The organism is Dyadobacter bucti (genome assembly GCF_005869225.1).
Lineage (GTDB): Bacteria > Bacteroidota > Bacteroidia > Cytophagales > Spirosomataceae > Dyadobacter > Dyadobacter bucti.
Genome location: NZ_SWFP01000002.1, coordinates 1226950 through 1242668, shown reverse-complemented (window position 1 = coordinate 1242668; position 15719 = coordinate 1226950). Strand labels below are relative to the sequence as shown.

Genomic DNA, 15719 nt, shown 5'->3' with positions numbered 1-15719 from the left:
ATACAGTTGGTAAGTCCAGGCGTTGGAAATCCCTCGAAATGACCCTTGCCCTGTTTTGAGTGGGCATGCTTTTTGATGGTTAAAGGAGACCTGTGCCGGTATGATCCGGTGCGGTCAATTTTATCACCACTTAAACAAATCATTACCAATGAAAATTACATCAACATTCTTAACACTCGCAACCATGGCCATGTTATGGGGCTGCGGATCCAAAACGACCGAAACAACCGACACGACCGAGTTTGCCGACAGTTCCAACGAGGCAAGTGCCGATAATGCTGGCACAGAATCAGCCGCCGTCGCCGAAGACGATGCGGAGTTCGCAGTAGAGGCAGCGAATGGCGGGATGGCAGAAGTTGCACTGAGCAAAATCGCAGAGGAAAAAGCTACCGATCCGAAAGTGAAAGAATTTGCAGCGCAAATGATAACGGACCATTCGAAAGCAAACGATGAACTGAAAACGCTGGCTGCAAGCAAAAACATCACCCTGCCTTCGGCGCCCAATGAAGAAAAGCAAAAGGCAGCAGCGGACCTTGGCGGCAAGAACGGAAGCGATTTTGACGAAGCTTACATATCGCAAATGAAGAAAGATCACGAAAAAACCGTGAAACTCTTCGAAGATGCGCAGAAAGAAGTGAAAGACGCCGAGCTGAAAGCTTTCATCGACAAGACCTTGCCGGTGATCAAAGCACACGCCGAGCATGCAAAAAGTCTGGATAAGACTAAATAGTTTGTAAAAAGTTTTGAAGCTGGCGGTCAGAATTGTGGCTGCCAGCTTTTATTTTGAAGTAGTACACAAAAAGCCTACCCCTGCGCGCCCTTCTCCGGAGCATGTTCGATTATTGTTCACGTTGGTAACGACCCGGAAGGAATGCTATATTCAGGTAGGTGTATCCTGGGTAGTCCCCTTGTCATCAGTAAGCAGGATAGCCTTGATGCGGTCAATATGCACCTGGGAAAGTTCTGCCCTTTCGAGCGCCGATTTCCTGGTCGCCCCGGTTTGTTCCCTGGCAAAGGTGGTAAGCAGGTTTCTTCTTTCTTCAAACATGCGTAAGGCCGTCCACATCGTCTCTTCGATCTTCAAAGTCTGCTCGGCGATCAAGGTCTGAGCTGTGTAGGCGTGTCCGACGTGGCAGCGGTAGCGCGTCAGGGGACCTTTGTCCACTTTCCATAAAACACCGCCACAGCCAGGGCAATTGAAGGGTACCTGATCACCCAATGCGTTAACGGCCGGTAAATCACTGAGCACGCGTTTGGCAATTTTGGCTTCGATCAATATGTCCTTGGGGACGGGCGTGTCCTTTTTGGCTTTCGCTGCAAGCAGCTGGTATAGTAAACCGCCCATTTCAGGAAGCGGCACACAAAAATCGATATCTGCCTGTTTCAAAGCATTAGCAGGCATATCAGGGTATTCTGCATCAGCCGGGTCCTGCACAATGCACGTTCCGCCGCACCGTTTGATAGCGATCATCCCGGCTGTTCCATCGTCCAGATAACCCGTTAATAGCATCCCGATGACCTTGCTGCCGAAAACGACAGCGGCCGACCGGAACAGGGGATCGATTGCGGGCCGGGAGCGGTTTTCCTGGGCACCCTTGGTTACCAGGATCTTCCGGTCGTCACCCATCATTAAATGGTGATCAGAAGGAGCCAGGTATAAGTGCCCGTCTCGAAGGTCGTCCCCGTTTACAGCGTGTTGACATTTCAGGTTGTTCTGCTGACCGAGCGCATCCAGGAGCACGTCGCCCGTCGCGTCGGCTGAAATATGCTGAACGACCAATATGGGTGCTGGAAAATCCTCCTGCAGCTGGTGGATCAGTGTTTTTAATGCACGAAGGCCACCGGCAGACGTGCCTATGACAATAACTTTTCCTGACGGGCCTGCTTTGTTTATAGTCATGGGGACATGTCGGTGAAGAATGGTGGCAGCATTCATTTTTTAACCATATAATGCCCGATCTCATGCCGCTTGCTGTAGCTCCGGGGCCTGTGGTACTTAAAAACAGCGGCTTCCTGCAAAGCCACTGTTTTAAGAATCGTTTAACGTAATATACAGCGCACTAGATTTGCGTGTGCTGACCGAGGTTATCATTAAAACTTCTGAATTTATCCACCGTCGATTTTGCCCCATCGGCAACCTGGATGACCTTGTCCATTGCCTTTTCGGCATAACTATCCACAGTACTTTCCGCATGTTGGGCAGCCAGATCGGCTTTTTCCCTGACATTGTCTACTGCGGTAGCCACCTTATCTTTGGTCCTTTCCCATTCGTTTTTCAGGTTGTCTTTCTGCTGATCGGCAAGGTCCTTTAACTGCTGCCGGGTTTGTTCACCGGATTTAGGGGCAAAAAGCAGCGCAATCGCAGCCCCCACCACAGCTCCAACCAAAAGGCCGGTTGTAAAACCTCCACGGTCGGAATCTTCGTTTTCGTAGTACTCGTTATCTGATTTCATGTTTGTATGGTTTGTAGTAGATCCTTGCCTTATCGAAAAACGTGCCATGGTGCCAGACTCGTTTGATGCTTCGGAAAATCCAGGGCTGCGGTGACCCCCTCCTTGCAACCGATGTGGCATAGCTTTTTTAGGAAGCCGGGCTTTTTGCCGGAAAGAAAGAGGCATTAAGCATTCATCAACTCAAAAAAATCAACAGATCATGCGTAAAAACTATCCAGTCTTAAAAACTTTTCAACTCGGTTGTGCAATCACGGCGTTTTTCGTAGTACTTACATTTGGCTGTAAAGACGGCGATGGTTTTTGGGATTCGATTATTCCCGAGACTGATAAGGAGGCTACCTCCACACAGATAGAAGGCTACGTTTTTTATCCCGCAGTACAGCCCGCCACAGACGCAAATATTGCTCAGCTCCGTGTTCCCGGTGGTTTTAAGATCAACAAATTCGCGGAGGGCGTCGGCAAGCCTAGGATATTGGTCTCTGACGGCAACGGGCACATATATGCCTCGGACAGGGAAGCCGGTTTGGTGATCATGTTGACCGATGCAAACGCAGATGGTATGTCGGATCATGTCAAAACAGTTGCAACCATCAAGCAGGTCCATGGGCTTACGATTCATAACGGGAAAATGTTCATGGTGGCAGTTAAAGAAGTTTATGTCGCAGATCTTAATCCGGATGGCACTTTAGGTACACCCAAAATGATTATGGATGATTTGCCGGACGGTGGCCAGCATCCAAACCGTACGATTGCATTCGGGCCGGACAACAAGATGTATCTCTCTGTCGGAAGTACATGCAATTCCTGCCCGGAACCGAACCCTGAAAATGCCACCATGCTGAGGGCGGAGGAAGACGGTTCCGACCGTAAAATTTTTGCCAAAGGGCTCCGTAATACGATCGGCTTTGGCTGGCATCCCCAGACCAGCGAGCTTTGGGGCATGGATCACGGCATTGACTGGTTAGGGGATAATGAGCAGAAAGAGGAGGTTAACCAAATTAAGCAAAGTGCGGATTATGGGTGGCCATATATCTACGGAGAGGGGAAATATAATCCCGGAGACAGGCCAAAAGGTGACACCACTTATCAGCAGTATTTGCAAAAGACGACCCTTCCGGCACTTACTTACCAGGCACATTCCGCTCCGATGGCTATGGCATTTTATTCCGGGGCAATGTTTCCGGAAGAATACAGGAACGATGCATTTGTCGCGATGCGCGGTTCGTGGAACAGAAGTGAGCCGGTTGGATATAAGATAGTCAGGCTGCACTATGAAAATGGCAAACCCGTACGATTTGACGATTTTGTCACAGGCTTCATCGTGAACAACAAGAAGGCACATTTTGGCCGCGTGGTCGGGGTGACTGTTCACAAGGACGGATCGCTGTTATTTTCGGACGATACAAACGGAGTGATTTACCGGGTATCTTATCAGTAACCAGCGCAGAAATTCATTTCATGCATCAGAGGCTGTCGTCCCTGCTTAGTAGAATCGTAACGAAAAAACGTAAAAACAGAAATTGTGCCAGGCTGCTGCGTGGCACAATTTTTTATTAGTTAGATACCATTTTTATCCGGCCCGGAACGGGACGCAGCTGCTTCTCATTAGTCTTCCATTCATCAACACATCTGCTATGCGCTATTCTTATACGTTATTCCAAATGATCCTGCTCTTTTTTTACGGCATGCATGCCGTATCCGCCCAAGGCAGGGAAGTTACCGGCGTTGTGCAGACATCCACAGGCGAGTTGCTGCCGGGAGCCACGGTGATCATTGCCGGCACCAATACCGCGACGATCACCGATGCAGAGGGGAAATTTTCAATAATTGCCCAAAACGGGCAAACCTTACGGGTTTCGTTCATTGGCTTCCTGGCTGCCGAAGTTCCCGTTACCGATCAGTCGGCCTACACGGTACAGCTCGTCGAAGACGCACAGAACCTGGAAGAGTTTGTCGTGATCGGATATCAGTCGGTGAAGCGGTCGGACCTGACCGGTGCCACTGGTATCATCGATGCCCAAAATACAAATAAACGCATTGCGCGCTCGTTGCCCGAGGCTTTACAAGGTATGACGCCCGGAGTGGCGGTGCGGAATGGCGGCGCACCGGGGCAGGAGGCGGTGGTGAATATACGCGGGTTGAGTACGCTGTTTGGAAATGCCAGCCCGCTGTATGTGATCGACGGTATGCTTGCCGATGCGAACACCACCGTAAACCCTAATGATGTTGAAACGATACAAGTTTTAAAAGATGCGTCGGCGGCGGCTATTTACGGCTCCCGGGCGGCGAACGGGGTGATTATCATTACCACCAAAAAAGGAAAGGAGGGTGCGCTCAAAGTGGATGCCTCTGCGCGTGTCGGTGTTTCCTCCCTTCCCAGACGCTGGGATATGATGAACGGACAGGAATATGTCTCCACGAATACCCGCGCGTATCAGGCGGCGGGTTATGCATTGCAGCCGGCTGTTGCAAATTACAATGGCGCGACTGATACCAATTGGGCCGACCAGTTGCTGCATACGGGCAGTATCCAGGATTACAACGTCAGTTTGTCGGGAGGCGGAAAGGACAGCAAGTACCTGATCTCGGGTTCTTACTTTGCGGACGAAGGTGTCCTCAAAGCCCGCGATTTCCAGCGGGCGTCAGTGCGGATCAACACGGAGGCGACGCGGAATAAATTTACCTTCGGGGAAAATATGATGATTTCCAGCACCGAACGCAATACGCCGTTTCAGGGTGGATTTGCGGAGGGGAATGCATGGTACGATATGTGGACAAGCTTGCCGATCATTCCGGTGCAAAGCGCCGATCTGGCCAGTACTTCCAATCCGGGCGGCTGGGGTTACGGTTCATTCAATGCGCGCTCGTTTGCAAGAAACCAGGTCGCCATCAACGATATTACCAAAACGACCTTTAACTTTTTTAAGGTACTGGGAAATGCATTTGTCGATTACAAGATCCTCAAAGCCGTAAGCTACCGTTTCAACGCGGGGCTGGAGACCAGTTTTGATAAAACCAATGATGTAAGAAAAGAAGGGCTCTGGTACTGGAACCAGTCACCGGATTTCAGCAGCGTGGCACAGAACCGCTCCCAGTTTCTCAGCTACCTTTTTGAGCATACTTTGAACTTCAATTTTACTTTTAACAAACACAACCTGAACGGCGTGGTCGGGTACACCCAGCAAACCATCCGCAACGACGCAGTGGGCGGCCGGAGATTGCAGCTTGGTATTTACGGTGGCGACTACTTTACGACCATCAATTCGGCCAGCGGCGGGATGACGGCCACCGGTACACGCTCTCAAACGCTGATCAATTCCGCGTTGGGAAGGATCAATTATAATTTTGCGGAAAAATATTACCTCACCCTCACGTTCCGCGCCGACAAAGATTCCCGTTTTTCACCGGCGCACCGCACAGGTTATTTTCCTTCTGCGGCAGCTTCCTGGAAAATCAGCAATGAAGAGTTTTTCAAGTCGGACATTGTCACCGAACTGAAACTGAGAGGATCGTATGGCGTACTGGGTTCGGCCAACCTGAGCAATTACCAGTTTACCGGCTTTCTGAACCAGGCGCCCCGGGCAGTGTTCGGCTCGGAGCAAACGGAGTTTCCCGGCGCCACGCAGGCGAGGCTTGTATATGAGGATATAAAATGGGAACAAAAGGCTACGACCAACATTGGTGCAGACCTGGTCCTTTTCAACAATAAGCTTGCGATCACGATCGATGCGTTCCGCTCGGTAGCGAAGGATGTATTGCTGTCATTGCCGCTGCCGCTCTACATCGGAAACCTGCAGGGCGACCCGCTGGTCAATATCGGTTCTATTGAAAACAAAGGTTTGGAGCTTGATTTCAGTTACCGCCATACTTCCGGGCCATTTACATGGAGCGTTGCGCCGAATTTCAGCATCATCCGAAACAAAGTGCTCGCACTCGGAAACCTGGGCGTGGACGAAGAAACCGGCGAACCGAGAAATTACATCCAGTCTGGCAACACCCGCTCGCAGGTCGGCCGCTCTATTGGTGAATATTATCTGATCAAAACTGACGGGCTTTTTCAGAACAATGAAGAAATACAGGCCCATGGCGCACAAGCGGCCTATGCCCAACCCGGGGATATCCGTTACGTGAACCGGATCGACCAGAATACAAATGACGATATCAACGACCGCGACCGCTCGTTTGCAGGCAGTCCGTGGCCTAAGCTGACCTCGGGCCTGATCCTGAACGGAACCTGGGCCGGCTTGTCGCTGAACGTTCAGTTTTACGGGGCTTTCGGTCAAAAAATATATAATGATGTGAGAAGAGAAATCGACGGAATGGGCTATTCCAATTACCGCCGGGATATCAACCCCTGGACACCCGACAATACCGGAACAGATTTCCCCAGGCTCGGGGTGTCTTATTCGACAGGAGCTGCGGGTGATCCTGCCAGCGCCGACCGGGGTATTGTTTCCAATGTCCGCGCCAATACCGATCGCTGGCTCGAAAACGGCTCTTACCTGAGGTTGAGAAATGTAGAGCTTTCCTATTCGATTCCTCAGACCGTTACCGGAAAACTGTCTGTAAGCAATGCGAGGGTATATGTGAGTGCACAAAACCTGCTGACGTTCACCAAATACACCGGGCTGGATCCTGATGTGGTAGGAGCAAACTTTAATCTCGAACCCGGAGTAGACCTGGGCGGGTACCCTTCATCCCGCATCATTTCTTTCGGCCTGAACCTTGGTTTCTGACAAGCGGATATTCATCTCAAAGACATCAACATGAAAAAGATATTTTTGCTCACTTCATTCATTCTGCTGGTTACCACTTCCTGCGACCGCGATTTTGACCAGCCTAATCCGAATAATCCCACCATAGCGTCCTTCTGGAAAAGCGATGCGGATGCAGTAAAAGGCATCAATGCTGTTTACAGCACGTTTCACCGGACGGCTACACTGTATTCGAGGTTTTTATTCTATCACGGAATGCTCCGGTCGGACGAAGGGTATGGCTCCGGCGGCGACATTACGCTGAACAATATCATGAGCTTCAACCAGACCAATTACAATGAAGGGCTGACAGCCGGAACCTGGCAAAACCTGTTTATCGGTATATTCAGGGCAAATCAGGTACTGGCTTACGTGCCCGGCATTGACATGGAAGAAACGCTGAAAAACCGGATTATCGGCGAAGCAAAGTTTCTGAGAGGGTTATTTTACTTCAACCTGACATTGTATTTCGGCAGGCCGCCGCTGCTCCTCGAACCTTCCGAGCCGACAGACCGGCCATCGAACGCTACCAATGCAGAAGCCTGGGCGCAGGTAGAAAAGGACCTGTCCGAAGCAGCGTCAGCTTTGCCGCTCAGCTATACCGGCGACGATCTCGGGCGGGCAACCCGCGGTGCTGCATTGGGACTACTCGGCAAGGCGTATCTGCACCAGGGTAAAAACCAGGAGGCCGCAACTACGCTGGCATGGTTTATCACCGGGGAAGGAAAAGGGATTTATACTTTAACTGCCAGTTACCAGGACAATTTCAAAGCTTCCACCGAAAATAACAGCGAATCTGTTTTTGAGATACAGTTCAGGTTCAATCCCAATGAAAGTACCGATGACGACGTCGATGAAACCCGGATCAATAACACCGGGACTTCCATTGCCCAGTTCTATGCGCCCCGGGGCGTGGGCTTTTCCGACGGCGGGGCCCGGCGGTGGCTTGTGGGAGAATTTAAAAAAGAAAATACGGCCCTGGGCACCAGAGACCCAAGGCTTGCCGCAACCTTACTTTTCGATTCCACAGACGTACGCGGCCCGCAGTTTACGATGATTTACGGGCAGACCTTCGCCAGCCGCTATGGAACCACAGGCGGGGAAAGCAGCGCAGTCTGGTTCAGAAAGCAGCTGAACGATAACGAGGCCGGGAGGACCGAGGAGGGTTTCAGATCGCCGAACAATCACCGGCTGCTGCGCTATGCCGACATTTTGCTCATGTATGCTGAGGCGCTCAATGCACTGGGCCAGACTGTCCAGGCGTATCCGTTCGTGGATATGGTGCGTGTGCGGGCGGGATTGCGGCCGCTGACCCAAGCAAAGCCGGGCCTGGCACAGGCACAATTTCTGGCACAGATCAAACATGAACGTATCACAGAACTCACCGGCGAAGGCTGGCGGTTTGCCGATCTGCAGCGCTGGGGCGAGCTGGGGCCGGGACTGGCTACGAGAGATCCGGAATTCACCAATTTTGTCAAAAACAAAAATGAATGGTACCCGATCCCGCAGTCTGACATAGATCTCAACCCCAATCTGACCCAAAACCCAGTGTATTGATTCGAGGGTATTTCGAAAACATTTATTGAATTTAACCCCTGCTTATGGCATATATATCTTTGTTCAGGCCAGTCATTTTCTGGTGTTTTGCTTTTGTGTTCATCAGCGCATCGTGTAAAAAAGAAGCGCAGACGCCAAAACCGGGCGGCCAGCAAACATCCACATTTACGAACCCTTTGCTGAATGCCGCGCCCGACCCCTGGGTTTATCAGAAAGATACCACCTATTATTACCTGCATACGCTGGGCAACCGCATCCAGATCTGGAAAACGGGCAAAATGAGCCGGTTAAAGGATGTTGCGCCGGTTACTGTCTTCAACGCGCCGGCTACCGGAGATAATTCCAGGGATATCTGGGCACCGGAGCTTTTTTATCTGCGTGGCAAGTGGTATATCTATTACACTGCTTCCGATGGAAATGACCGCGAGCACCGGATGTGGGTACTGGAAAATGAAAATTCCGACCCGACCCAGGGTACCTGGACGAACAAAGGCAAACTCGGGACTCAGCCTGCGGATCTTTGGTCTATCGATGCGACTGTTTTTCAGCAGGATACGTCACTTTTTATGGTATGGTCAGGAAGGCCGTTCAAGGGCGGCAGCACCGATCTGACCCAGAACCTGTACATTTCCCGGATGACAAGCCCTTTCACGCTTAGCGGGCCTTCGGTAGAAATATCTGCTCCCCAATATGAGTGGGAAAGACGCGGGTTCCCGGTCAATGAGGGGCCTGAGATACTCCGAAACCCGGCGGGGCAGGTGTTCCTGGCTTTTTCGGGTAGCTATTGCGGGGACGACCGTTACTCGCTCGGCCTGATGAGTTTGAAAGCGGGAGCCAATCCGATGATCCCCGCCAGCTGGACCAAAACTGCCACTCCGGTTTTTACAGGGCTGGCGTCGGCCAATGCATTTGGCGTAGGGCATAATGGTTTTTTCAAATCGCGGGACGGGAAGGAGGACTGGATTATTTACCATGCCAACTCGACTGCCGGGCAGGGTTGTGATGATTCCAGGAACGTAAGGATGCAAAAATTCACCTGGACTGCCGAAGGCCTACCCGTCTTCGGCGAGCCGGTCGCCACCGGACAGGCTATCGCGGTTCCTTCTGGTGAATAGGATGTTGGAGTTTGTTGGGCATTTGACAAGCATTGATACTTGAAAAAGCCACACATGCGTGCCAGTTTCTTGTGGCACAATTTTTAGATCAGGCTGGTCAATTATTGAAAAACAACCGATCCAAAAGTCAACAAACATGCCATCAGAAACCATTATCAATTGCAGCCGGATTCTTAAAGAACAGGGGCTGACCATTGCTTTTGCGGAAAGTGTTACTGCGGGACGCCTGGCCGCGGAATTTTCACTGACGAAGGATTCCGGCAGTGTTCTGAAAGGAGGGCTGGTCTGCTATGATGCCGAGGTGAAAGAGGATGTCCTGGGCATAGATCCAGGATTCATTGAGAAATTCACCCCTGAATCTGAGGAAGTGACGAAAGAGCTGGCACTCCGCCTGAAAAAACTGATCAAGTCCGATATCCAGGTTGCTGTTACGGGGCTTACCACAGCGGGCGGAAGTGAAACACCGCAGAAACCGGTCGGTACGGTCTTTATTCAAATCCTGATAAGGGACAGCTCCCTTGCTGTGAGAGAGGTGTTCGAAGGTTCGCCGGAACAGATCGTGCTTCTCGCTGCTGACCTGGCTACCCAAACGATCATTGACGATTTAACGAAGACTGACCGATGAGCGACATCCGTATAGGCTACCATGCTTCTCATGAGCAGTTTAAACCCAGCGAGCTTATTGCTTGCGTGCAACTGGCCCGGCAGGCGGGTTTTACAAATGTGCTTTGTTCAGACCATTTTTTCCCATGGAGCGAGACGCAGGGTGAAAGTGGTTTCGCCTGGAGTTGGCTTGGTGCCGCAATGCAGGCCACTGATCTGCACTTTGGGATCGTTAATGCACCCGGCCAGCGCTACCATCCCGCCATAATCGCACAGGCGGTCGCTACTCTTTGTGAAATGTTCCCGGAGAGATTCTGGATCGCTGTGGGTAGCGGGCAATTTCTGAACGAGCACATTACTGCCGAGAGATGGCCGGCAAAGGAAGAGCGAAACCAGCGGCTGAAAGAATGCGTTGACATCATGCGCGCGCTGTGGGCCGGGGAGTCTGTCACGCATGACGGGCTGGTGCAGGTATATGACGCAAAACTGTATACGTTGCCGGGTTATATGCCGTCCGTGGTAGGGGCCGCCATTACCGAGAAAACGGCTCGCTGGGTCGGCGGATGGGCGGACGCCATGATCACCACATCCCGCCCGCCCGATGAGCTGAAAAGAATGGTCGATGCTTTCAGGGATGGAGGCGGAGAAGGAAAACCGGTTTATCTTAAGGTTCAACTGTCTTATGATACCTCCATGTCAAAGGCGCTTGAAGGTGCGCATGCGCAGTGGAAGAGCAATGTTTTTGCGTCCTCGCTGCTGTCCGATATCCGCTCTCCGGATGGGTTTGACGCAGCAGGAGCGATTGTCAGGCCGGAGGATATGGGGGCGGCTGTCAGGATCTCCGACAGCACCGATCAGCATGTGGAATGGTTGTCGGCTGATATCGAGGCGGGGGTTACCGAGCTTTATCTGCACAACGTCAACCTGAACCAGCAGAATTTCATCGAAGCATTCTGGGATAAGGTCCTCCCACAATTAACCAACCGGCAATGAAAGGTATTTATCTGGCAACCTGCGTTCTTATTATATTGTCGCGGACAGACGCGATCGCCCAGCTGACAGTTTTTAATGTGTCGTCATCTGAAATCACAGACGCCCGCAAAATCAGCGCACAGCAACAATTTGAAATTCAGGATGAGATCGAATCTTCTACAACGCTAACCTATGGTCTCGGGAAAAACTGGGAGGTCGGCGCCAATCTGATCAATCTTGACTATGCTTTCAAAGACAGAGGTTTTGAGATAAATGATACCACTACTGCCATGCCGTATGCCCCGCTGTTACTGGGAAATGCCCAAAAGGTTTTTGAACTGACTCATACATTTTCAGTGGGGATCGGGGCGGTTGCAGGGACAAATCTCATGGGGCATCACCGAAGCTTCGTTTATTACGGGTATACCAATGTCCTTGCTTCCCTAGGATCGCAGGAGCAATACCAGCTGGCCGCCGGGCCTTATATCAGCAACCATAAATACCTGAGCGACGGCCCTGTGTGCGGGGTACAGGCAGCTTTTGACGCGGGGATCTTCCACAAAAAATTTCACCTGCTGGGTGACTGGATTTCGGGCAGCCACAAAAAGGGGAAGTTGACCCTGGGATTTGAGGTCTTTCTTGCCCGGCGTCTGCCGCTGTCGTTTGGCTGGCAGCGGAGCAATGGCGACGGTTCCCAAGCCGGGGTGGTTCAGCTTACATTTTTACCTAAATGATTTAAACCAGCATACCTGTGAGCTCTGGGCTTTCTAACCAACCCGAACAGCCGCTAAGTCATTTCCACAACTTTTGAGAATTTTGAAACTGATTTGCACCGGAGTCTTCGACAGGTAAACAAAGATTTGTCCTGTCAAAATACTATCATAAGAAAAGCCGACTAATCTGGTCGGCTTTCTTATGATAGGAATGTCCAAACTATTCTGCGCTCGCATGCTCGTTCACATATGATTCGGCGAGATCAGTCAGCAGATGATCGGTTTCTCCTTCCTGATCCAGCGTTTGCTGCAACAGTTCGGCTGCATCTTCATAGCCAAGTGTCCTGGCAATATTGCGAAGTGTGCCATACGAAGCTATTTCATAGTGTTCAACTTTCTGTGCAGCCATGATCAGTCCGCAGTCGCGAACCAAGGTTCCTTTGTCAGTGCTTTCGATAATCTCGTTAGCTTCTTCGATCAAGCCTTCCATAGCGGCACATTTTTTTGCCTGGGCCTTTTCTCCCACGATTTCAAATACCTGTTCTACTGTGGCTACGTGTTCCTCGGTCTGGGTTTTATGAAGGTCAAATGCCGATCTCAATTCTTCCGAAGTCGCATTTTTTGACATTTTCACCAGGGCTTTCACCAGATTTTTTTCAGCCCAGTAGATGTCTTTCAGGCCGTCGACCAGCAATTCTTTTAATTTTTCGCCATCTTCTTCTGTGATCTGTTTTTTGGCGGCGGTTTTACTTTTTTTGGTTTTCATAGCATTCAGTTTTTAATGTGATTGTTGATTTTTTTGCGGTGTTTTTAAAAAAATCCGTACCAATTCTGACCTGTTAAATCAAGCGTCAACGGAAAAAATGAAGATGGGTAACTATGAGGAAAACTGTTACTCATTTTGGGATATTCGCGGACTCGGCAATGGATTCGGCGAACTGTTTGGCCGCATCTCCGCTGAAAGCGCTTTCGACTTCGGCAAAAGTGGTGTCCGCAAAAGTATTGATATGGGCAGATGTACCCAGGAGCTAAAATCATCCCAATGTGAGATGTCGTTTCAGGGGCTCTTCTTTCATTTGTTGGCGTGACACCTTAACACAACCACACAATGCCCGACGACATTCAGCTGGTCGGCCGATGCGATCGTATATTCGTTTTCACCGATAAAATTCTCCGCAGTATTGATCACTATGTGCCACTCAGAGCCGCATTCTTCACTTGGTAATGCAAAATCAATGGGCTGGTCGCCGGTATGGAAAATTATGTAAAAGTGATCGTCGGTGATTTTGCTGCCGTCCGGGGCAACGCACCTGATCCCCTTTCCATTCAGAAAAACACCGAAGGACCGGGCCGGATTGCATTCCCACTGCTCATCGGGTATCTGGTTCCCGTCCGGGTGGAACCACATAATGTCCTTGACGTCGGTACCGGCAACGGGCAGGTCCTGAAACCAGCGACGGCGCCGGAAGGTAGGGTGGTCTTCGCAAAAGTGGATCAGCGATTTGGTAAACTCCAGAAGCTGCCGGTCGGCAGTTTCCCAGTTCAGCCAGGATATTTCGTCGTCATGGCAGTAGGCATTGTTGTTCCCGTTCTGGGTCCTGCCGATCTCATCACCTGCCACGAGCATTGGTACACCCTGCGAGAGGAACATCGTGGTCAGGAAATTTCTTTTTTGTCTGTCCCTGAGCGAGTTGATCTCCGGATTGTCCGTTGGTCCTTCCACTCCGCAATTCCAGGAATGGTTGCTGTTTTCGCCATCCTTGTTATCTTCTCCATTGGCTTCATTGTGTTTTTGCTCGTAGCTCACCAGGTCATGGAGCGTATAGCCATCGTGGGCGGTAATGAAGTTGATACTGGCCGTGGGTCTGCGATCATCGCCCTGGTAAAGGTCGGGGCTACCGGTAAAACGCTTGGCAAATACACTCATTTCGATGTCGCAGCCGCGCCAGAAGTCGCGGACCTGGTCGCGGTAGATCCCGTTCCACTCTCCCCAGCCCACGGGAAACTTGCCAACCATGTAGCCGTCTTCATTGATATCCCACGGCTCTGCAATAAGCTTGACCTGCGATATCACAGGATCCTGATAAATAATGTTGAAAAAGGAACCGAGACTGTCGGTTTCATGTAAGGTGCGGGCCATCGCCGAGGCCAGGTCAAACCGGAAACCGTCGACATGCATTTCAGTCACCCAGTATCGCAGGCTGTCCATGATCAGTGCCAGCACATTGGGCAGTTGGACATTCAGTGTGTTGCCTGTACCCGTGTAGTCCATATAGTGCCGCATTTCGTCGGCTACAAGGCGGTAGTAGGAAGCATTGTCCAGTCCTTTAAATGAAAAAGTCGGCCCCTGGTGGTTACCTTCGGCCGTATGGTTGTATACGACATCCAAAATCACTTCAATGCCGGCCTTGTGAAGCGCACGCACCATTTCTTTGAATTCAGTGACCTGGCTACCCGGCTCTTTGTTGCTGCTGTACCGTGCATCCGGAGCAAAAAAGCCCAGCGTATTGTACCCCCAATAATTGGTAAGTCCTTTTTCAAGCAGGTGCCGGTCCTCGGCGAAATGGTGCACTGGCATCAGCTCGACAGCGGTAATGCCCAGTTCTTTCAGGTATTTGATAGTAACAGGGTGTGCTATCGCCGCATAGGTGCCCCGTATTTCTTCCGGAATTTCGTCCCTTAGTATGGTAAAACCTTTTACATGTACTTCGTAAATGACCGTATGATGGTAAGGGATTTCCAACAGCGCGTCGCCGGTCCAGTCGAAGTGGTTGTCAATGACTACTGCTTTGGGAATAAAGCCCGCACTGTCCGTCTCACTGAAACTCAGGTCTTCGTCCGGATTTCCGATTTCGTAACCAAAAACCGCATCGTCCCACTTGATAGTGCCGTTAATGGCTTTGGCATAAGGGTCGAGCAATAATTTATTGGAGTTAAAACGATGGCCGTTTGCTGGATCGTAAGGGCCATGCACCCGGTATCCGTAAAGCTGCCCGGGGCCCAGGTCGGGTACATATACGTGCCAGATGTGGTGGGACACTTCCTCAATCTTGATCTTAATGTATTCATCTTCCTCATTTTCAGCCTTAAAGAGGCAAAGCTCCACGCCGTCGGCATTCTCGGAAAAAACAGCAAAATTAATTCCTTTCCCGTCCCATGTTGCGCCGAGCGGATAAGGTTTACCGGGGAGGGTTTGTATATTCAGGCTGGCCGGTGATTCCAGCAGCTCGTTCTCAATTCGTCTTTCCATTACGGGTATTGTTTACTTTTTTGACTGTTTTGATGCCCAAAGCGGCAGTTGAAAGAGTCTGATTTCGGATCAGGCTCGGACACCCGGGCATTGCATTGTAATTCTTTGACGTGATAAAACATCGCGTTTTGCTTTGGCTTCCACATCTTGAAAGTCGCGCTTCCCGTAAAAACCTGTGCCAGTCCGGATGAGTATTGTGCAGGTGCTTTCTTTCTACACAAGTGGGAATCGCTACGATCAATGCTCAGGATCAGCGGATCATAGATGAGGTCAGGTGTGTCAGCCAGGTATTGCATCAATCG

Annotated in this window: 14 protein-coding genes; 9 read left to right on the top strand and 5 right to left on the bottom strand. The window is 50.8% G+C overall.

Features of this window, described 5'->3' with window-relative positions; all coding sequences use genetic code 11:
- The first annotated feature begins 148 nt into the window (after positions 1 to 148).
- The gene (locus FBF61_RS09925; RefSeq protein WP_138477030.1) at positions 149 to 730 is read left to right on the top strand and encodes a DUF4142 domain-containing protein; all 582 of its coding nucleotides are present in this window, start codon (positions 149 to 151) and stop codon (positions 728 to 730) included.
- 150 nt (positions 731 to 880) lie between these two features.
- Here FBF61_RS09925 and FBF61_RS09920 read toward each other — a convergent pair whose 3' ends face one another.
- Positions 881 to 1900 carry a chemotaxis protein CheB gene (locus FBF61_RS09920; RefSeq protein WP_138477029.1) on the bottom strand — a complete coding sequence of 340 codons (1020 nt, stop codon included), beginning with the start codon at positions 1898 to 1900 and terminating at the stop codon, positions 881 to 883.
- A 160-nt stretch (positions 1901 to 2060) separates the two neighbouring features.
- Complete coding sequence (locus FBF61_RS09915) at positions 2061 to 2453, bottom strand: YtxH domain-containing protein (protein ID WP_166444490.1); 393 nt, start codon at positions 2451 to 2453, stop codon at positions 2061 to 2063.
- A 199-nt stretch (positions 2454 to 2652) separates the two neighbouring features.
- Between FBF61_RS09915 and FBF61_RS09910 the strand changes: the two genes are divergently transcribed.
- The 7 genes from FBF61_RS09910 to FBF61_RS09880 all read left to right on the top strand — a co-directional run bounded on the left by FBF61_RS09910 (position 2653) and on the right by FBF61_RS09880 (position 12188).
- The gene (locus tag FBF61_RS09910; protein ID WP_138477027.1) at positions 2653 to 3891 is read left to right on the top strand and encodes a PQQ-dependent sugar dehydrogenase; all 1239 of its coding nucleotides are present in this window, start codon (positions 2653 to 2655) and stop codon (positions 3889 to 3891) included.
- A 196-nt stretch (positions 3892 to 4087) separates the two neighbouring features.
- A complete protein-coding gene (locus FBF61_RS09905; RefSeq protein ID WP_205748254.1) occupies positions 4088 to 7189 on the top strand; it encodes a SusC/RagA family TonB-linked outer membrane protein in 3102 nt (1033 codons plus the stop codon).
- 30 nt (positions 7190 to 7219) lie between these two features.
- On the top strand, positions 7220 to 8764 hold the full coding sequence (locus tag FBF61_RS09900; protein WP_138477026.1) for a RagB/SusD family nutrient uptake outer membrane protein: 1545 nt from the start codon (positions 7220 to 7222) through the stop codon (positions 8762 to 8764).
- A 44-nt stretch (positions 8765 to 8808) separates the two neighbouring features.
- Positions 8809 to 9879, top strand: a complete 1071-nt coding sequence (locus FBF61_RS09895) for a glycoside hydrolase family 43 protein (RefSeq protein WP_138477025.1) — start codon at positions 8809 to 8811, stop codon at positions 9877 to 9879.
- Positions 9880 to 10015: 136 nt separating this feature from the next.
- Positions 10016 to 10504 carry a CinA family protein gene (locus FBF61_RS09890; protein WP_138477024.1) on the top strand — a complete coding sequence of 163 codons (489 nt, stop codon included), beginning with the start codon at positions 10016 to 10018 and terminating at the stop codon, positions 10502 to 10504.
- A complete protein-coding gene (locus FBF61_RS09885; RefSeq protein WP_138477023.1) occupies positions 10501 to 11475 on the top strand; it encodes a TIGR03885 family FMN-dependent LLM class oxidoreductase in 975 nt (324 codons plus the stop codon). The genes FBF61_RS09890 and FBF61_RS09885 overlap by 4 nt, the downstream gene beginning before the upstream one ends.
- Positions 11472 to 12188, top strand: coding sequence for a hypothetical protein (locus FBF61_RS09880; RefSeq protein ID WP_138477022.1), 717 nt, complete (start codon positions 11472 to 11474; stop codon positions 12186 to 12188). Before FBF61_RS09885 ends, FBF61_RS09880 begins: the two co-directional genes overlap by 4 nt.
- Before the next feature lie 199 nt (positions 12189 to 12387).
- On the opposite strand, the gene FBF61_RS09875 is transcribed toward FBF61_RS09880, so the two are convergent.
- Positions 12388 to 12933, bottom strand: coding sequence for a YciE/YciF ferroxidase family protein (locus FBF61_RS09875; protein WP_138477021.1), 546 nt, complete (start codon positions 12931 to 12933; stop codon positions 12388 to 12390).
- A gap of 113 nt (positions 12934 to 13046) precedes the next feature.
- On the opposite strand from FBF61_RS09875, the gene FBF61_RS34570 reads away from it, so the two are divergent.
- Positions 13047 to 13199 carry a hypothetical protein gene (locus FBF61_RS34570; RefSeq protein WP_166444489.1) on the top strand — a complete coding sequence of 51 codons (153 nt, stop codon included), beginning with the start codon at positions 13047 to 13049 and terminating at the stop codon, positions 13197 to 13199.
- Positions 13200 to 13239: 40 nt separating this feature from the next.
- On the opposite strand, the gene glgX is transcribed toward FBF61_RS34570, so the two are convergent.
- Both glgX and FBF61_RS09865 read right to left on the bottom strand, forming a co-directional pair.
- Positions 13240 to 15417 carry a glycogen debranching protein GlgX gene (gene glgX, locus FBF61_RS09870; protein ID WP_138477020.1) on the bottom strand — a complete coding sequence of 726 codons (2178 nt, stop codon included), beginning with the start codon at positions 15415 to 15417 and terminating at the stop codon, positions 13240 to 13242.
- Positions 15417 to 15713, bottom strand: a complete 297-nt coding sequence (locus tag FBF61_RS09865) for a hypothetical protein (protein WP_138477019.1) — start codon at positions 15711 to 15713, stop codon at positions 15417 to 15419. Before FBF61_RS09865 ends, glgX begins: the two co-directional genes overlap by 1 nt.
- Positions 15714 to 15719 lie beyond the last annotated feature (6 nt).